This window comes from Streptomyces sp. NBC_00414 (genome assembly GCF_036038375.1).
Taxonomy (GTDB): domain Bacteria; phylum Actinomycetota; class Actinomycetes; order Streptomycetales; family Streptomycetaceae; genus Streptomyces.
On sequence record NZ_CP107935.1, the window covers coordinates 8,666,850 to 8,685,193 of the forward strand.

Annotated in this window: 17 protein-coding genes; 2 read left to right on the forward strand and 15 right to left on the reverse strand. The window is 70.7% G+C overall.

The window, feature by feature from the left end; genetic code table 11:
* Positions 1 to 59: 59 nt before the first annotated feature.
* The 7 genes from OHS59_RS37760 to OHS59_RS37790 all read right to left on the reverse strand — a co-directional run bounded on the left by OHS59_RS37760 (position 60) and on the right by OHS59_RS37790 (position 8,222).
* Positions 60 to 218 carry a hypothetical protein gene (locus OHS59_RS37760; RefSeq protein ID WP_107018800.1) on the reverse strand — a complete coding sequence of 53 codons (159 nt, stop codon included), beginning with the start codon at positions 216 to 218 and terminating at the stop codon, positions 60 to 62.
* Between the two features lie 13 nt (positions 219 to 231).
* Positions 232 to 2,241 (reverse strand): serine/threonine-protein kinase, encoded by a 2,010-nt coding sequence (locus OHS59_RS37765; RefSeq protein ID WP_328497819.1) that lies wholly within the window; start codon positions 2,239 to 2,241, stop codon positions 232 to 234.
* Between the two features lie 33 nt (positions 2,242 to 2,274).
* Positions 2,275 to 3,669 (reverse strand): DUF6777 domain-containing protein, encoded by a 1,395-nt coding sequence (locus OHS59_RS37770; protein WP_328497820.1) that lies wholly within the window; start codon positions 3,667 to 3,669, stop codon positions 2,275 to 2,277.
* A gap of 222 nt (positions 3,670 to 3,891) precedes the next feature.
* A complete protein-coding gene (locus tag OHS59_RS37775; RefSeq protein ID WP_328497821.1) occupies positions 3,892 to 4,842 on the reverse strand; it encodes a cytochrome c oxidase assembly protein in 951 nt (316 codons plus the stop codon).
* Between the two features lie 202 nt (positions 4,843 to 5,044).
* A complete protein-coding gene (locus tag OHS59_RS37780) occupies positions 5,045 to 6,070 on the reverse strand; it encodes a 6-phosphofructokinase (RefSeq protein ID WP_328497822.1) in 1,026 nt (341 codons plus the stop codon).
* A 165-nt stretch (positions 6,071 to 6,235) separates the two neighbouring features.
* The gene (locus tag OHS59_RS37785) at positions 6,236 to 6,964 is read right to left on the reverse strand and encodes a type 1 glutamine amidotransferase (protein WP_328497823.1); all 729 of its coding nucleotides are present in this window, start codon (positions 6,962 to 6,964) and stop codon (positions 6,236 to 6,238) included.
* Between the two features lie 19 nt (positions 6,965 to 6,983).
* Positions 6,984 to 8,222, reverse strand: coding sequence for a MurT ligase domain-containing protein (locus OHS59_RS37790; RefSeq protein WP_328497824.1), 1,239 nt, complete (start codon positions 8,220 to 8,222; stop codon positions 6,984 to 6,986).
* Between the two features lie 143 nt (positions 8,223 to 8,365).
* Here OHS59_RS37790 and def point away from each other — a divergent pair, with 143 nt between their 5' ends.
* Complete coding sequence (gene def / locus OHS59_RS37795; RefSeq protein ID WP_328497825.1) at positions 8,366 to 8,905, forward strand: peptide deformylase; 540 nt, start codon at positions 8,366 to 8,368, stop codon at positions 8,903 to 8,905.
* Between the two features lie 231 nt (positions 8,906 to 9,136).
* Here def and OHS59_RS37800 read toward each other — a convergent pair whose 3' ends face one another.
* Positions 9,137 to 9,781 (reverse strand): TetR family transcriptional regulator, encoded by a 645-nt coding sequence (locus tag OHS59_RS37800; protein ID WP_328497826.1) that lies wholly within the window; start codon positions 9,779 to 9,781, stop codon positions 9,137 to 9,139.
* Between the two features lie 169 nt (positions 9,782 to 9,950).
* On the opposite strand from OHS59_RS37800, the gene OHS59_RS37805 reads away from it, so the two are divergent.
* Entirely contained in the window at positions 9,951 to 11,183 is a 1,233-nt protein-coding gene (locus OHS59_RS37805; protein WP_328497827.1) for an acyl-CoA dehydrogenase family protein, read from the forward strand.
* A gap of 187 nt (positions 11,184 to 11,370) precedes the next feature.
* Here the strand turns inward: OHS59_RS37805 and OHS59_RS37810 are convergent, their stop codons facing one another.
* From OHS59_RS37810 to OHS59_RS37840, 7 genes are all read right to left on the reverse strand, one after another.
* Positions 11,371 to 11,901, reverse strand: a complete 531-nt coding sequence (locus tag OHS59_RS37810) for a cupin domain-containing protein (RefSeq protein ID WP_328497828.1) — start codon at positions 11,899 to 11,901, stop codon at positions 11,371 to 11,373.
* Positions 11,898 to 13,112, reverse strand: a complete 1,215-nt coding sequence (locus tag OHS59_RS37815) for a cytochrome P450 (protein ID WP_443061669.1) — start codon at positions 13,110 to 13,112, stop codon at positions 11,898 to 11,900. Before OHS59_RS37815 ends, OHS59_RS37810 begins: the two co-directional genes overlap by 4 nt.
* 13 nt (positions 13,113 to 13,125) lie before the next feature.
* Complete coding sequence (locus tag OHS59_RS37820; RefSeq protein ID WP_328497830.1) at positions 13,126 to 14,190, reverse strand: type III polyketide synthase; 1,065 nt, start codon at positions 14,188 to 14,190, stop codon at positions 13,126 to 13,128.
* Positions 14,191 to 14,515: 325 nt separating this feature from the next.
* Positions 14,516 to 14,755: a DUF6213 family protein gene (locus OHS59_RS37825; RefSeq protein ID WP_107018811.1), complete on the reverse strand. Its 240-nt coding sequence runs from the start codon at positions 14,753 to 14,755 to the stop codon at positions 14,516 to 14,518.
* 25 nt (positions 14,756 to 14,780) lie between these two features.
* The gene (locus OHS59_RS37830) at positions 14,781 to 16,166 is read right to left on the reverse strand and encodes an NADP-dependent succinic semialdehyde dehydrogenase (protein ID WP_328497831.1); all 1,386 of its coding nucleotides are present in this window, start codon (positions 16,164 to 16,166) and stop codon (positions 14,781 to 14,783) included.
* Between the two features lie 120 nt (positions 16,167 to 16,286).
* On the reverse strand, positions 16,287 to 16,760 hold the full coding sequence (locus OHS59_RS37835) for an NUDIX domain-containing protein (protein WP_328497832.1): 474 nt from the start codon (positions 16,758 to 16,760) through the stop codon (positions 16,287 to 16,289).
* Positions 16,757 to 18,322, reverse strand: a complete 1,566-nt coding sequence (locus OHS59_RS37840; RefSeq protein WP_328497833.1) for an ATP-dependent DNA ligase — start codon at positions 18,320 to 18,322, stop codon at positions 16,757 to 16,759. The genes OHS59_RS37835 and OHS59_RS37840 overlap by 4 nt, the downstream gene beginning before the upstream one ends.
* Positions 18,323 to 18,344: the final 22 nt, after the last annotated feature.

Consider the following 18,344-nt stretch of genomic DNA (forward strand, 5'->3'; position numbering starts at 1 on the left):
CGAACGAGTCCCCCGGGAAAGAGCCGCAGGGCTTCCCGGGAGACCGGTCGCGCGCTACCTCAGGTGGGCCGCGAGGCCACCATCGCCAGTGTGATCAGACCGAGCACCACCCAGCCGAACCACAGCCAGCCGCTGCTGCCGAGCGCCACCGTGTAGGCCGTGACCATCACCAGGCCGCCGACGGTGAGCACTCCCATGGTCTTCGTGGAACCGGGCATCGCAACACCCTCCTCATGGTTCGTCCTTCTCCATGGTGCCCCCGTCTTGGCGAATTGCAGTGCAGACCACGATATGAGTGCCGGAGTTCCAGCCGCTGTTGCCCACCCAGGACGAGCCCGTATAGACGCTCGGGTCGTAGCCGTAGTCGTTGGGCGGTACGTTTTCCCGGCAGGCCAGGGATGCCTCCCGTTGGGCCTCCTCAAGGGTGGTGTCCCGGCTCATCCGGTGGAAGTCGAGCACCTGCTCCTCGTGCGGGCCCTGGCAGGAGACCAGCTTGGCGCCGGTGTCGGAGACCCGGTCGAGGCAGTCCCGCTTCTGCATGGTGGCCGTGTCCTTGAACACCATGCCGAGCGGGCGGTTGTCCCCGAGCGGGCCGAACAGCGGCTTGCCGCGTGCGTCGAGCAGCAGACAGGCGACGCGGTGCCCGGCGGCGTCGAAGCCGTCCGCGGTCGGCACGACGGCGTAGGAGCGGACGTCCGCGAGCTTCTTGCGGGTCTCCTCGGTGCGCTGCTCGCACTGCGTGGCGCCACCCGAGCGGGCGTCCTCGGCGGACCCCGCCTCGAACACGGCCATCACCTGCCCGTACGTGTTCTGCGTGTCTTTCGTGTCCTCGCCGAGGCACTTCACGAGCTTGAGTTCCGGGTCGCCGACGAAGGGGGTGCTGGTCCACTTGGTCCGGACGCAGTTCCCGTCGGCGAGCGGCTCGGACAGCCCGACGGCCTCCCCGTACGGCTTGGCGTCGTCGTCCTTCCCCGGCGGGTTCGCCAGGGCGTACCAGGCTCCGCCGCCCGCGAGGGCCAGCCCGAGCGCGGTCGCCAGTACGGCCCTCAGGGCGTGGTTGCGCCTGCGGCGGCGTCGGCCGGTGGCCGCCGGGGGAGGACCGTAGCCCTGCCCGGTGGACCACGGGGCCTGAGCCTGTCCGGGAGGCCATGGGAGGGGGGTCTCCTGCGGGGGCGGCCACCCGGCCGGGCTCTCCTGGCCAGGAGAGCCCGAGGACGCCTCCTGCCCGGCGGACGGCGCGTACCACTGCGAGTCGCCCCCGTGGCTCTGCGGGGCCTCGGGACCCGGGGGAGTGCGGGGCGGGGCCGTACGGGTGATCTCGCCCGCCCACGGCGGTTCCGAGCCCGGGTCGAGCTGGGTCCGGGGATGCGGCTGGGGCGTCAGGATCGCGGACAGCGCGGCCTCGGTCTCCTCGGCGGTGATCCGGTGGACCGGGTCCTTGGTGAGCATCGCCGACAGGAGCGGTTCCAGCGCCCCCGCGTGCAGCACGGGGCGCGGCTCCTCCAGGACGACGGCGGTGAGCGCCGCGAGTCCCGACTCACGGTCGAAGGGCCCGTACCCCTCGACGGCGTAGTAGAGCGTGCAGCCCAGCGAGAACAGGTCCGCGGCCGCGGTGGGCGGCCCGCCCTGGGCCCGCTCGGGCGCCAGATAGCCGGCGGTGCCCACCAGGGCGGAGGTCAGCGTCCACCGGGTCTCGTCGCCGTCGGGCTGCACGGAGATGCCGTAGTCGGTGAGCAGGACCCGGGCGTACGGCGATCCCGTGCGGTCCGGGGCGAGAAGGATGTTGGCGGGCTTCACGTCCCGGTGCATGACCCCGCGCTCGTGCCCGGCGGTCAGCGCGTCCAGCACGGCGAGCCCGATGCGGGCGCACTCGGCGGGGGCGACGGCCCCGCGCTGGGCGACCAGGGCGCTGAGGTCCAGCGCCCCGGCCACGTACTCCATCACGATCCAGGGCAGGCCCTCGTGCTCCAGGACGTCGTGCACGGTCACGACGTGCGGGTGGCCGCGCAGGCCCGCGGCGTGCCGGGCCTCGGCGCGGGCCCGGGCCACCCGGGCCGAGCGGTCGTTGTCCGCCTCGCCCGGGTCGCGGAACACGATCTCCTTGAGCGCGACCTCACAGGCCAGCCGCTGGTCGTACGCGAGCCAGACGTGGCCCATGCCGCCACTGCCCAGCCGGTTCAGCAGGAGGTAGCGGCCGGCGATGACCCGGCCGACTCCCGACTGCGGTGTTCCTGATGCCATCCGGTCACTCCCGGGGTTCTGCTCCTCGTGGGCCTATGCCGGGCTCCGGGCCGCCTCGCCGGTGCCCGACCCGCCGGAGGTGGCGGGTGTGCTCGACACCGGCTCGCTCGACACCGGTTCGCTGTCCGTGGGCTCACTGACGGTCGGCTCCACCGGAGTGGGGTCGGTGGGCGGCGAGGCCGTGGACGTGGGACCGACCGTGGGCGGTGTGCTCGACGCGGTCGGGGTCGACGGGTCCGGGTCCGGGGGCGGTGGCTTCGAGACCGGCGTGGACTCGGTGGGCGTCTCGTCGGCGGGCGAGGAAGCCGTCCCGCCGCCGGGTGACGACCGCGTCCCGGACGGTGTCCCGCCGGGTGTCGTGGAGTCCTTGTCCGAGGGCGTACCGCCACCGGGCTCGGACTCCTTGTCCGACGGCGTGCCCTTGCCCGGGGACGATTCGGTCCCGCCGCCCGAAGGCGATTTCGACCTGTCCGACTCGGTGGGAGACGACGGGGTGGGCTCTTCACCGGAGCCGGAGCCGGAGCCGGAGCCCGAACCGGAGTCCGAGTCCACGCTCAGTGTCACGGCCTCGCCGAACGCCAGCGGCGTCCCGGGCCCGGGCGTCGAGCCGGTCACCTGCGCGTCACCCGGCGGGAGTTCGTCCCCGGAGTACGCGGCGGCCAGCCGGAGCCGGGCCAGCGCCTCACCGGCCTGGTCGAAGGTCATCCCGGCCACGGTCGGAACCTCGTGCTGTTCCGTCGCGTCGAACGTGCTGTCCTGCTCGCCCGTGGTGCCGACGGGCCGGTCGATGGCCGTGTCGGGATCGTCCACGTCCAGGAGGGCGATCCGCTCCAGCGGCCGCGGCGCGGGCTTGACGGTCACCACCTCGGCCTTCTCGTAGCCCGCCCACTTCTTGTTGCCGTCCTCGAACTTGACCGAGATCTTCTCGGGATCCTTGTCGAAGGCCTTCAGCGGATTTCCGCACGAGCACTTCACGGCGGGAAGTCCCTGGTCGTTCACCAATACCGCGACCCCGGCCTCCAGCAATGAGTCGTAGGGGACCGCTTTGCCCTTCTTGTAGTCGTGGTTCTTCACGAGAGTGTCGTGACGCAACAGGACCGGTGTGAGGTCGTCGAGGTACTCCTCGATCCGATCAGGCGTAATGCCGACGATCCGTGCCCATTCCCGGGCTTTTTGTTTGTTCTTGGGATCGGTGAGGAAATCCTTGAGCCGTTCGATGTCGCAGACCTGCTGGTCGCGCGTACCCCCGTACAGACCTGGGGTGTTGCCCTGCTGCAGGCCGCTGTGGGCTTCCTCCGGCGCGAGTCCCTTGCGGTCCTTGCCGAGAGATCCGTCCTCTTCGAAAAAAGGTGCGAGTGACGGTATTCCGGCTGCGACGGCCCGCACCGCGAACAGGCGTTGTTCGGTGCATCCGCTGAGGATCAGCACAGCGGCAAGTAGAACGGCGAGCCTTCGGATCACGGTTTTACCGGTCCTCAGCAAGCATGCGTGAATTGTCATGACCGCTCCCCCCGGCGGCGGTTCCCCCGAACCCTGCGGAACGGAAGCAGGGCGTCACGCATCATGCTACTGAATGGAAAAGCCTTTCAGTCAAGGGAATTTAGCAGAGCGCGCGCAGTGACCGAAAGGAGAAAGGGGGTGAAAAGGGGCTCAGCGACCGCGTGCGTTGAGAGTGGCCAGATAGGCGTTGTACGCCTCAAGCTCCTTGTCGCCGTCACGGTCCGCGGCCCGGTCCGTACGCCGTGCCTGCCGCTGCTCGGAGCGGTACCACTGGAAGAGCAGCGCCAGCAGCACGAGCACGGACGGGATCTCGCTGAACGCCCAGGCGATGCCGCCCGCCGCGTTCTGGTCGGAGAGCGCGTCGATGCCCAGCGAGGCGGCCGGGTTCTTGTACGTGTCGACCATCGGCTCGGACGCCATCATCAGCGCGATGCCGAAGAACGCGTGGAACGGCATACCGGCGAACAGCTCAAGCATCCGGATCAGATGGCCGGGCCGGTGGGGGCCGGGATCGACGCCCATGATCGGCCAGAAGAAGACCAGGCCGACGGCGAGGAAGTGGCACATCATCACGACATGGCCCGTGCCGGACTCCATCAGGAAGTCGAAGATCCCGGAGAAGTACAGCGCGTACAGGCTGGCGATGAACAGCGGGAGCGTGAAGGCAGGATGCGTGACGACCCGCATGAACCGGCTGTGCAGCAGCATCAGGAGCAACTCGCGCGGTCCCTTGCGGCCGCGCCCCGCGGTCGGCAGTGCGCGCAGCGCGAGGGTGATCGGGGCGCCGAGCAGGATCAGGATCGGCGACAGCATGCTGATCACCATGTGCTGCACCATGTGCACGCTGAACATGACCATGCCGTAGTCGTTCAGCCCGGTGCAGAGCACGAGCATGACGCTCAGGACGCCGGTGGCGAACGCCACGGTCCGGCCGACCGGCCACGCGTCACCGCGCCGTACCAGCCGTGCGACACCCCACCCGTAGAGCGCGAGCCCCGCGAGGCAGGCGACGAGGAAGAACGGGTCCGGGGACCATTCGAGCCCCCGCCCCAGCGTGAACGGCGGCAGATCCATGGTCGTGCCGTGCCCGCTGTGATCCATCCGCCGGCTCCTGTTTCGTACGGGTTGCGCGCTGTCTGTCCCACCCAGACTAGAACCGCCCCCGGTCACGTCGGCGACCGGGGGCACTTCTTCCGGGGCGCCCCGTAGGGGCGCGGGGAACTGCGCGCTCAGCCACAGGCGACCCGCAGCCTACGAACCCCACCCGCGGCCCCGCAGCTCTCCCGGCTCTCCCGGCTGAGCGTCAGAGCACGGTTTCCGCTTCCGCGTACCGCGAATCCGGCACGGTCTTCAGCGTCTCCACGGCCTCCGCGAGCGACACCATCACGATGTCGGTCCCCCGCAGCGCGGTCATCTTGCCGAACTCACCCCGGTGCACGGCCTCCACCGCGTGCCACCCGAAGCGCGTCGCGAGAACACGGTCGTACGCGGTCGGCGTACCCCCGCGCTGGACATGTCCGAGGATCACCGGCCGGGCCTCCTTGCCGAGGCGCTCCTCCAGCTCGATGGAGAGCTGCCGGGCGATGCCCGCGAACCGCTCGTGCCCGTAGACGTCCTTGCGGCCCTCGTCGTAGGTCATCGTGCCCTCGCGGGGCTTCGCGCCCTCCGCGGCGACGACGATGGCGAACTTCTTGCCCGCGGAGAAGCGTGTCCCGACCTTGGCGGCCAACTCCGCGATGTCGAAGGGCCGTTCCGGCACGACGATCGCGTGGGCGCCCGCGGCCATACCGGAGTGCAGGGCGATCCAGCCGGTGTTGCGGCCCATGACCTCGACGATCAGGACGCGCTGGTGCGACTCGGCGGTGGTCTTCAGCCGGTCGAGGGCCTCGGTGGCCACACCCACGGCCGTGTCGAAGCCGAAGGTGACGTCCGTGACGGCGATGTCGTTGTCGATGGTCTTCGGCACGCCGACGATCGGCAGACCGCTGTCCGACAGGAGGCGGGCCGCCTTGAGCGTGCCCTCGCCGCCGATCGGGATGATCGCGTCGAGCCCGAGTTCCTCGACATGGCCCCTGGCCCGCTCCACACCGTCGCGCAGATGCGCGGGCTGGACCCGGGAGGAACCGAGGATCGTGCCGCCGCGAGCCAGGATGCCGCTCACCGCGTCGAGGTCGAGCTTGAGGTAGTCGCCTTCCAGGAGGCCTTTCCAGCCGTCACGGAAGCCGATGACCTCGTCGCCGTGGTCGACGACGGCGCGGTGTACGACGGACCGGATGACGGCGTTCAGACCGGGGCAGTCGCCGCCGGACGTGAGCACACCAATACGCATAGTCCGAAATACCTTCTCAACGTGGACCGGGGACCGGACCACGCTGTCCGGCAGGACGCCGCCACCCTACCGGCGGCAGGGGGCGGGTCCGCACTGTGCGTCCGCCTGCTGGACGTGCCCGCACAGGTGAGCGGGCACGTTGCCAGACGGGCTGCTCCCGGCGGCTCAGGCAGGCTGCTGAGCAGCCGCGATGCGCTCGGAACGCAGTGCCTCGTACCACCGGTCGTCGATCGGCGGCAGCGCGTTCACGTCGAGCGCCAGCTTGAGCAGCAGATCCGCGATCAACGGGTTCCGGGCGAGCACGGGCCCGTGCATGTACGTACCGAAGACCGTGTCGTTGTACGCGCCCTCCGTGCCGTCGCCCGTTCCGTTGCCCTTGCCGAGCCGCACGTTCGCGAACGGGCGGGCGGTGGGGCCCAGGTGCGTGATGCCCTGGTGGTTCTCGAATCCGGTCAGCGGCGGCAGGCCCAGCCGCGCGTCGATGTCGCCCAGCACGTCACCGACGCACCGCTCGCCCTCGCCGCGCGTGGAGACCACGTCGAGCAGACCGAGGCCCGGCTCGCGCTGGCCCAGGTCGTTGATGAACTCGTGGCCGAGGATCTGGTAACCCGCGCACACCGAGAAGACGATCGCGCCGTTGCCGACCGCGCGGTGCAGACCGCCGTCGCGGCGCAGCCGCTCGGCCGCGAGACGCTGCGGCCGGTCCTCGCCGCCACCGATGAGGTAGATGTCGCCGGAGGTGGGGATCGGCTGGTCGCTGCGTACGTCGAGACGGGCCACGTCCAGACCGCGCTGGCGCGCCCGGCGCTCGACGACGAGCGCGTTGCCCTGGTCGCCGTACGTGCTCAGCAGGTCCGGATAGATCCACACCAGCCGAAGGCTGTTGTCAGTCATTCTCTTCGTCCTCCGGGGTTCAGTTGCCGACACGACGCCTCAGGTCCTGGAAAGCGGTGTAGTTCGCGATGACCTCGATCCGGCCGGGCGGTGCCTGCTGCACGGCCTGGTCGAGGCTGTCGCAGACCTGGAACTGCTGGTTCGCGACCTCCAGGCGTACGGCGAGGTCCAGCTTGCGGTCACCGAGCACGAAGATCGGGTGACCGGTGAGCCGGGTGTAGTCGACGTCCCACAGCCAGGAGGTGTCGGTGCCGTCGGCGCCGCGCGCGTTCACCGAAAGGATCACCGGCGTCGGCGGCGGGTCGATCAGGGAGAACGTCTCCAGCCAGCCCGCCGGGTTCTTGGCGAGCAGCAGGCGCAGGTCGCGCTGCATGAACTGCACGACGTCGTAGCGCCCGGCCACGGCCTGCACCTTGTACATGCGTTCCAGGGCGACCTGGGGCGGCACGCCGAAGACGGCGGCGACGGCGGCCGACGAGGCGGCGTTGGCCTTGTTGGCGCGGCCCGGCAGCTGGAGGTGGATCGGCCACGCCGATCCGTGCGGGTCCAGGACGTGGTCCCCGGAGAGCGCCCAGCTCGGCAGGGGCCGGCGGAAACCGCAGTCGCCGCAGAACCAGTCGTCGCCGGGGCGCTGCATCACACCGCCGCAGGACGGGCACGACCAGGCGTCGTCCTTCCACATCTGACCGGCGGCCACCCACACCACGTTCGGCGAGGAGGACGCGGCCCAGACGACCAGCGGGTCGTCCGCGTTGGCGACCACGACCGCCTTGGACCCGGCCAGGCCCTCGCGCCAGTGCTCGGCCATCATGCGGGTCTCTGCCGCGCGGTCGAGCTGGTCGCGCGAGAGGTTGAGCAGGGCGATGCACTTGGGATCCGTGTCCCGCGCCACCCCGGACAGGTACTTCTCGTCGACCTCGATCACGGCGAACCGCGAGTCGGAGCCGCCTGCCAGCGCCGAGGTGATGCCGGCCGGCATGTTCGCGCCCAGCGCGTTCGACACGACGGGCCCCGCGGCCTGCAACGCCTCGGCGATCAGCCGGGTCGTCGTGGTCTTGCCGTTCGTGGCCGACACCAGGATGACGTCCAAGTGCTGGGCGAGCCTGGCCAGCAGGTCGGGGTCGAGTTTGAGCGCGACCCGGCCGCCGATCACCGATCCGCTGCCGCGGCCCGCGGCACGTGATGCCGCCGCGACCGCTTTGCCCGCTGTCACGGCGAGCTTGGCCCGCGGCGACAGCGGGTCCGAGTTGCCTGCCATCAGTTCCCGATCCTCCTTGCGTACGGCGCCGCGCACTGCCCCCGGCAACGACTGGCCCTCAGCCTATCGAGATCCACTCGCAGGCCCGAACCGCGGCACCTCTCCGGAACCCGCGCGACAGTGAGGACCGTACCCTTGCGGCCATGCGACACGGCTCGATCCCCGGCGCCCGAGGGCGCGTCCTTCCTCTGTCTTTGCTCGGTGACCCCGTGTTGCACACACGGTGTGAAGAAATCACGGAGTTCGGTCCTCAACTGGCGCGACTGGTCGAGAACATGTTCGCGACGATGTACGCGGCGGAAGGGGTCGGGCTGGCCGCGAACCAGGTCGGTGAGTCGTTGCGGGTCTTCGTATACGACTGTCCCGACGACGACGACCGGCGGCATGTCGGGCATGTGGTGAACCCGCGGCTCGTCGAGGCGGACGGGGTGGTACTGCGCGGGCCCGAGGGGTGTCTGTCGCTGCCGGGTCTTGAGGCGGGCACCGAGCGGTTCGACCATGCCGTGGTGGAGGGGGTGTCCCTGGACGGGGCGCCGGTGCGGGTGCATGGGAGTGGGTGGTTCGCTCGGTGCCTTCAGCATGAGTGTGATCACCTTGACGGTGGGTTGTATGTGGACCGGGTCACGGGGTGGCGGCGGCGGAAGGTGCTTTGGCAGGCGGGGCGGGCCGGTTGGGGGCGTTGAGGGTTCGTTGTCGGGTGCGGGTGCGTTGTGGCTGGTCGCGCAGTTCCCCGCGCCCCTGGAAGCGACAAGATTGCGCCGTTCCCCGCGCCCCTGAAGGGCAAAGGCGAAAGACTGCGCCGTTCCCCGCGCCCCTGAAGGGCGAAAAGACTGCGCCGTTCTCCGCACCCCTGGAAGGCAAGAGATCGCGCCGTTGCCCGCGCCCCTGGGAGTCCGCGTGCTCCTGAGGGTGGGTCAGAAGCCCGGGCCGCCTGCTTTGTCGCCCGCTGCTGCCAGGCGGCCCCAGAGGAGGTCGGCCAGGGCGCGGACCAGTTCGGCGCGGGCGCAGGGGCGTTCGCCCAGCCACCAGTCGCCGGCGGCGTGCATCATGCCGACGATGCCGTGGCCCCAGACCCGGGCCAACTGCTGGCTGTTCGGGCCGAGATCGACGCGCTCCTCGATGACCTCGGCCAGCTCCTCGCCCATGCGGCGCAGCAGCGGGAAGGAGTACGCCCCCATGTCGAAGCCCTGCTCGTTCTGCGGGCCGCCTTCGGAGGGGTGCATCAGGAAGCGGTACACCTGCGGGCGGGCCTCGATGGCCGCGAGGTAGGTGTCGAGCGTGGCCTCGACGCGCTCCCGGCGCTCGGCGGGCGCGTCCAGCGCGGCGCGCAGCGCTCCGAGGAGGGCGTCGGTGTGACGCTTGGCGAGGGCCGCGTAGAGTCCGCCCTTGTCGCCGAAGTGGCGGTACAGGATCGGCTTGGTGATGCCCGCCTCCGCCGCGATGGCGTTCATGGAGGCGCCCGGGCCGTCGCGGAGCACCACCCGGTCGGCGGCCTCCAACAGCTCGCGCCGTCGGCGGTCGGCGGACCTCTGCTGATCGGTCCGCTGCGTGGTGTCCATGATGTCTCCCCACCCGTGCTGATTCGGTGACGCCTGCGCAACGTAACACCATGCGCCGACCCCGCCTCGAACGGGCTGCCGACCTGGAACGGGGAGTTGACTTTTACTACCGACCAGTAACAGGCTACCGTTACCGCAAGTAACATGTGAGTGCAGCGCTGGAGGGGACATGGCCGAGTTCACCATGGAGCTCAACGACGAACAGAAGGAGGTGCGGGACTGGATCCACGGCTTCGCCGCCGACGTGATCCGCCCCGCGGCCGCCGAATGGGACGAGCGGGAAGAGACTCCCTGGCCGGTCATCCAGGAGGCCGCGAAGGTCGGCATCTACTCCTTGGACTTCTACGCCCAGCAGTACTTCGACCCCACCGGCCTCGGCATCCCGATGGCCATGGAGGAGCTGTTCTGGGGTGACGCGGGCATCGCCCTGTCGATCGTCGGCACCGGCCTCGCCGCCGTGGGCGTCCTCGCCAACGGCACCGAGGAGCAGATCGGCACCTGGATCCCCCAGATGTACGGCGACGCCAACGATGTCAAGGTCGCCGCCTTCTGCTCCTCCGAGCCCGACGCCGGTTCCGACGTCGCCTCGATGCGTACCCGGGCCGTCTACGACGAGGCCAAGGACGAGTGGGTCCTCGACGGTACGAAGACGTGGGCGACCAACGGCGGTATCGCCAACGTGCACGTCGTGGTCGCGGTCGTCGACTCCGAGCTGGGCTCCAAGGGCCACGCGTCCTTCATCGTCCCGCGGGGCACGCCCGGTCTGTCGCAGGGGCAGAAGTTCAAGAAGCACGGCATCCGCGCCTCGCACACCGCCGAGGTCGTCCTGGAGAACGTCCGCGTTCCCGGCTCCTGCCTGCTCGGCGGCAAGGAGAAGCTCGACGAGCGCCTCGCCCGGGCCCGTGAGCGGGCCGCCAAGGCGGGCAACGGCGAGCGGTTCAAGAACGCGGCGATGGCCACGTTCGAGGCGTCCCGCCCGGCTGTCGGCGCCATGGCGGTCGGTACGGCACGGGCCGCGTACGAGGTGGCCCTCGACTACGCGAAGACGCGCGAGCAGTTCGGGCGGCCGATCATCGACAACCAGGGTGTGGCCTTCCAGCTCGCCGACATGCGTACGTCGATCGACGCGGCGCGGCTGCTGGTGTGGCGGGCCTCCTGGATGGCGGTGAGCGGGAAGCAGTTCACCTCCGCCGAGGGGTCCATGTCGAAGCTGTTCGCCAGTGAGACGGCGAAGAAGGTCACCGGGCAGGCGATCCAGATCCTCGGCGGGAACGGGTACACCCGGGAGTACCCGGTCGAGCGGATGCATCGGGACGCGGCCATCTACACGATCTTCGAGGGCACGAGTGAGATCCAACGGCTGGTGATCGCCCGCACACTTTCCGGCATGCCGATTCGTTGAGGGCCGTGGGCATCTGCGGGTCCGCTGTGGCTGGTCGCGCAGTTCCCCGCGCCCCTAAAGGCAAAAGACTGCGCCGTTCCCCGCGCCCCTCAGGGGCGAAAAGCTGGGGCGCAGCCCCGTTTTTCAGGGGCGCGGGGAACTGCGCGGCCGGCACCAGCGGACCCGCACTGTGCCGGCGAGCGGACGCTCACCCGTGGCGCAGCGGCGTCAGCTGCTCGATGTCGTAGCGCGACCGCAGCTCCTCGATCGCCGCCACGTCCGGCGGACCCCCCGCGTCGAGAATGCGGAGCAACTCGTCGAAGTACCGCTCGTGATCCGGCGGCGGCGAAGCCTGGAAGAACATCTTCGCCGGACTCTCCGTGGGGTTGGCGAACGCGTGCGGACACCCGGGTGGCACGACGATCACCGTCCCCGGCGTCGCCCGCACCACCCGGTTGCCCGAACCCGACTGCCAGCGCTGCCAGTTGCCGGGCGTCCGGACCAGCGGCTCGAAGGCGAGCACGTCCAGCTCGCCTTCGAGCACGTAGAACAGTTCCTCGCTGCGCGCGTGGACGTGCGCGCCGACGTCGAACCCGGGCGGCACGACCACCTCGAAGCTGGACGCCGCCCGGGAGTGCGTACCGGTCACCTTGAAGGTCACGTGCTGGGCCGGCGTCCGGACCGTACGGCCGTGACCCGGTGGCACCAGCAGACCCTCGGGCGGCGTGAGCGCGGTCACCAGGTGACGGGCAGAGCCTCGGGCCCGCGGATCAGCGCGCCGCGCCGCCACGGCACCTCGTCCGCCGAGACCGACAGCCGCAGCGTCGGGATCCGGTCGAGGAGCGTGTTCACCATCAGCTCCGACTCCAGGCGGGCGAGCATGCCGCCCACGCAGTAGTGCGGGCCGTGCCCGAACGCCACATGCGGGTTGGAGGCGCGGTCGAAGTCGATCCGGTCCGGGTCGGGGAAGACGTCCGGGTCCCGGTTGGCGGCCAGGTAGGACACGTAGATCGGGTCGTCCTTCCTGATCCGTACGCCGTGCAGGACGACGTCCTCCGTGGCGATGCGGGACAGACCGACGGCGTTGCGGTGCGGGATGTAGCGCAGCAGTTCGTCGAGGGCCCGGGGGCGCAGTCCCGGCTCGTCGCGCAGCCGGTCGAACAGCGCGGGCCTGGTCAGCAGGATGTAGAGCATCTGCCCGGTGTTGTTGGTGACGGCCTCGCCGCCGATCTGGATCGGGCCCGCGAGCGCCACCGCCTCCTCCTCGGTGATGTCGCCCCGGCCCACCGCCGCGCCGAGCAGCGAGGTGACGTCCTCGCCGGTCGCACCTCGGCGCTCGGCGATGAGCTTGGCGAAGTACACCTCCATGTCCTGCTTGGCCCGCTCACTGGCCTCGGCGCCCTGGCTGGAGGAGAGGATCGACTGTGTCCAGGTGTGCAGGGTGTGCCGGTCGTCGGCCGGGACCCCCATCAGCTCGCAGATGACGGTGATCGGGAAGGGGGACAGGACCCGGTCGATCAGGTCGGCCGGCGGACCGTCCCGGAGCATCTCGTCGACCATGGTGTCGAGGGTCCGCCGGGCGTTCGCCCGCAGGCGCTCCACACCGCGCGTCGTGAACGCCGCGTTCACCGCCCTGCGCAGCCGGGCGTGGTCGGGTTTGTCGACGAAGCTCATCGCGCCCGCCGCCGGGATGAAGTGCGGGGCCAGCCTGGTGACCTGCCGGCCGAGCACCGCCGCACGGCTGAACCGGGGGTCGTTCGTCACCAGCCGTACGTCCTCGTAGCGCGTGACCAGCCAGGCCCAGCCCTCGCCGTTGGGCAGCTGGATCCGGTTGATGGGGCCTTCGCGCATCAGCTCGGACAGGACGGGGTCGAAGTCGACCCCGGTCAGGTCCAGGGCCGGCCAGTGCCGTACCGGGGGTGGGGCCGTCGTCTCTTTGCCGAGGGTCATGTCAGAGGTCATGTCACGCCGTCTCTTCGTCCGTACGGTGCCAGCGGCCCAGTGCCATCTCGGCGGTGATCCCCGGCCCGAAGCCGGCGAGCAGTCCGCGCGCCTTGTGATGCGAGCCCCCCTCGTCGAACAGCCGGCGCAGTGCGTCCAGGACGACGGCGCTGGCGATGTTCCCGTACTCGGTGAGCGTCGCCCGGCTGAACCGGAAGGCCTCCGGAGCCACTTGGAGGAATTTGCTGAGGTCGTCGAGGATGCGCGGACCCCCGGCGTGGATGATGTAGAAGTCCAGGTCGGAGGCGTCCCAGCCGTGCAGGCCCGCGAGGTCCTGAAGGGCGGGGGCGAGCGGCTCCATGGTGGCCGGCACCCGCTTGTCCAGCAGGAAGTGGAAGCCGGTGGCCCGAACGTCGTACATGATCCAGTCCTCGGTCTTGGGGATCAGGTACGAGCCGTTGCGCTCCAGGCGGATGCCCTCGCCGCCCTGTCCGCGGACCACCGCGGCGGCGATGCCGTCCCCGAAGAGGCCGTTGCACAGCAGCGAGCCGACACCGAGGTCGGTCGGCTGGTAGCACAGCGAGCAGAACTCGCAGGCCACGATCAGCGCGTTGGCCTTGGGGTAGGCGGTGCAGAAGTCGTGCGCCCGGTTGATCGCAGCGCCCCCGGCGGCGCAGCCGAGCTGCGCTATGGGTATCTGGCGGGTGTCGCTGCTGAACCCCATCGAGTTGATCAGCCAGGCCGTCATCGAAGGCATCATGAAGCCCGTGCACGACACGTAGATGATCACGTCGATGTCGGCGGCCAGGACCTCCGCGTCGTCGAGCGCGCGCTGGACGACGGCCGGGACACGGGCCTTCGCCTCGGCCGTGTACACCTTGTTGCGTTCCTCGAAGCCGGGGTGCTTGAGGGTCTCCTCGATGGGCTGCACGATGTGCCGGGTGCGTACACCGGTGTTCTCGATCAGCCGCAGCGCGAGCGGCAGTTGGGGGTGATCGGGGTGGCGGGAGCGCGCCAGCTCAAGCGTCTCCTCCATCGTGATCACGTATTCCGGAACAGAGACCGCGGGTCTGCACAAAGTCGCCATGTGCCTGCGCCTTCTCTAGCCCGCCGGGAACTCCCTCTCCCCGGCGGAAGGGTGGTCCCACCACGATCACCCGAGAAGTCCCGTTTATCGCGTCGGACTAGGCCAGACCGGGGACGGGGGCGGTGGACGGCCCCTGGGCGCAGGCCCGCAGGGGCGCGCCCTTCAGGGGCGCGGGGAACGGCGCGGTCTTTTGTCCTTCGCTGTGAGGGGCGCGGGGAACGGCGCGCCCAGCCACGACGCACCCGCACGGTGCAGGCCACCTCACGGTGCAGGCCACCTCACGGTGCAGACCCCCGCACTGTGCGGACCGCCTCAAAGAGCCCCCTCAGCCGGAGGCGCCCCCACTGCTGTGCGCGATGCACGCCACATCGATCCGGTCGGCAAGCTTGGCCAGCTCGATGGTGAGCGCCGCGACCGTGTCCTCGTCGAGCCCGTCCTCCCCGGCCTCGACCAGATGCAGCCACCGCCCCCCCATCGTGCGCAGCAGCTTGCTCACATCGGCGGCAGCCACCTGCAAGGTCCCGCGGTCGTCGACGATCAGAGGCAGGGTCACTTCGCGGTTCACACAGGGGATCGTAGCTGCGGAAGGCTCACGCTCCGTGCCATACGGTGGTGATGTTGCAGAACTCTCGGATTCCGTGGCCCGACAGCTCACGCCCGTAGCCGGACCGCTTGATGCCGCCGAACGGGAACGCCGGGTGGGACGCGGTCATCCCGTTGAAGAAGACCCCGCCGGCCTCCAGGTCCCGTACGAAACGGTCGGTCTCGGCCTCGTCGCGGGTCCAGACGTTGGAACTCAGCCCGAACGGCGTGTCGTTGGCGATGGCCACCGCCTCGTCGAGATCGGCGGCGCGGTAGAGGGTGGCGACGGGTCCGAACGCCTCCTCGTGGTGGATGCGCATCTCGGGGGTGATGTCGGCGAGGACGGTGGGCGGGTAGTACCAGCCGGCACCGTCGGGAAGCTCACCGCCGCACAGCACGGTCGCACCGTTCTCGACGGCGTCGTCGACCAGCTCCGTCAGATCGTCGCGCCCCTGCTCCGTGGAGAGCGGGCCGACGTCCGTGCCCTCGTCCAGCGGATCGCCCACCGTGAGGGCCTTCATGCCCTCGGCGAAGCGCTCCGCGAAGGCGTCGAAGACGTCCGTGTGCACGATGAACCGCTTGGCGGCGATGCAGGACTGGCCGTTGTTCTGCACCCGGGCCGTCACCGCGGTCTTCGCGGCCTTGTCGATGTCCGCCGACGGCATCACCACGTACGGGTCGCTGCCGCCCAGCTCCAGGACGGTCTTCTTGACCTCGTCCCCGGCGACCGAGGCGACCGCGCGGCCCGCCGGTTCACTGCCGGTCAGGGTGGCCGCCTTGATCCGGGGATCGCGCAGGATGTCCTCGATCGCGCCCGAGCCGACGAGCAGTGTCTGGAAACAGCCCTCGGCGAAGCCGGCCCGGCGGAACAGGTCCTCCAGGTAGAGGGCGGTCTGCGGGACGTTCGAGGCGTGCTTGAGCAGCCCGACGTTGCCCGCCATCAGCGCGGGCGCGGCGAAGCGGATGACCTGCCAGAGCGGGAAGTTCCACGGCATGACGGCGAGGACCGGCCCGAGCGGGCGGTAGCGCACGAGGACGCGGGAGGCGCCGGAGTCCTCCGCGTCGGTCTTCGCGCCCTCCTCGTCGGCGAGGAGTTCCTCGGCGTGGTCGGCGTACCACCGCATCGCCTTCGCGCACTTCGCCGCCTCGGCGCGGGCCTGCTTGACGGGCTTGCCCATCTCGATGGTCATCGTCCGGCCGATGTCCGGCGCGTCGCCTTCCAGGAGGTCGGCCGCGCGGTGCATCAGGCGGGCACGCTCCTCGAACGAGGTGGTGCGGTGCGTTCGGAACGCGGCCTCCGCGGTGGCGAGGCGGTGTTCGATCTCCTTGTCGTTCAGGGCGTCGTAGGTTTTGAGGGTTTCTCCTGTTGCCGGGTTCACTGTCGCGATGGGCATGGTGCTGGCCTCCTGGTGCGGTGTGTCGTGTGCGGGTCCGTGGGGGCCGGGCGCGCGGTTCCCCGTGCCCCTGGAGGGGCGCCCTGACGGGGCTGCCCGGGTGGACGCGTGCCCCTCTCGTCAGTGCGTATGCCGTTCCAGGCGGTCCAGGAACTCCGTCTGGGCCTTGATCAGGACCGCTCTGGCGCGGTTCGTGTCCAGCCACTCCACCCGGTCCAGTTCCGGGAACTCCTGGACGCGGCCCGAGCCGCGGGGCCATTCCATCGTGAAGGTGCCGGGGACCACGGTCGCCGGATCGAGGTCCGCCTCGACGGCCCAGACCGTGACGATCTTGCCGTTCGTCTGGGTGACCTCGCCGAGGGGGACGGGCTCGCCGTCGGGCGGCGGCAGGCCCAGCTCCTCCTGGAACTCGCGGCGGGCGGCGTCCCAGGCCGGCTCGTCGGGCCCGTACTCGCCCTTCGGCACGGACCAGGCCCCGGCGTCGCGCCGCGCGAAGAACGGGCCGCCCATGTGGCCCAGCAGCACCTCGACGCCGTTCTCGACACGGCGGAACAGCAGCAGGCCCGCGCTGCGTTTCGCGGCGGCCGGAGTCATGAGGCGACCCCCGGGTGCGCGGCGAGCACCGTCTCGACGGTGTCGGCCTCGGCGGGCGTCTTGTCCTCGCGGTAGCGCACGACCCGGGCGAAACGCAGGGCGACGCCCGCCGGGTAGCGCGTGGAGCGCTGCAGGCCGTCGTACGCGATCTCCACGACCAGTTCGGGGCGTACGGTCACCACGTAGCCGTTCTCCCCGGCGGGAGCGGCGGCGTCGGCGGGGTCGACGGCGAGTTCCAGGAGCCGTTCGGTCTGCCAGGCCAGCAGCACGTCGGTGAGGCCCTTGAACGTCTTGCCCAGCATCGCGAAGGAACCGTCCGGCCTGCGGGCGCCCAGGTGCAGGTTGGAGAGCTTGCCGGTGCGCCGCCCGCTGCCCCACTCGGCGGCCAGCACGACCAGGTCGAGCGTGTGTACGGGTTTGACCTTCAGCCAGGAGGCTCCGCGCCGGCCCGCGCTGTAGGGGGCGTCCAGGGACTTGAGGACGACACCCTCGTGGCCGCGTGCGAGCGTGTCGGTGCTGAACTTCTCGGCGGCGGCCCGCGCCTGCTCGTCCGTGGGATCCGGCACGAGGAGCCGTCGTACGCGCATCGGCTCGGGGACCAGCCGGGCGAGTTCCGCGTGGCGGTCGGCGAAGGGCAGGTCCAGCAGGTCCCGGCCGTCCACGGACAGGGCGTCGAAGAAGACGGGGGAGACGGGCACGGCCTCGGCGGCGGTCGCCACATCCACCCGGGAGCCCACGCGGCCCGCGGTCTCCTGGAACGGCCGGGGCCGCCCGTCCCCGTCGAGCGCGATGACCTCGCCGTCCAGGATGAAGCGGTCGGCCTTCATCTCCCGCGCGGCGTGCGTGAGTTCGGGCAGGCGGTCGGTGATGTCGTCCAGGGTGCGTGTGTGGACACGTACGTCGTCGCCGTCGCGGTGGACCTGGACGCGGATGCCGTCGAGCTTCTCCTCCACCACGCAGGCGCCGAGCTTGTCGAGCGCCTCGGCGACGGACGGGGCGCTGTGCGCCAGCATCGGCAGCACGGGCCGGCCGACGGTGAGCCGGAACGCCTCCGGTCCGTCGGCGAGCAGCCGCTCGGCCACGGTCTGCAGGGAACCCGCCAGCATCACGGCCCTGCGCACGTCGGCGGAGGGCGCGCCGGTCGCCTGGGCGAGGCCCTCGACCGCGACGGCGTCGAGGGCGCCCTGCCGCACCTCGCCGCCGATGAGCGCGCGCAGGAACCGCTGCTCGGGTTCGGTGGCCGCGCCCATCAACTCCCCGACGAGCCGCACCCGTTCCGCCTGTGAGCCGGCGCCCGAGACCGCGCCGAGGTCCGTGAGACGGGCGTCCACCTCGCGGACGGTCATCGTGGGTTCCTCGGCGGGCGGGACGGGCGCGCCGAGGATCTTCCAGCCGACACCGAGCCGCCCCTGCGGGAGGCGGCCCGCCAGATACGGGATGACGATGGGCACGTCGGCCGCCTCCGCGTCCCGGAACAGCTCCGCGAGCAGAGCGACCTTCCGGGACCGCGCCGAGGTGGCGGCGACCTCCTGGGACACACGGGCGAGCCGGGTCAGCAGCATGCCGCCCATGGTGCTACGGAGG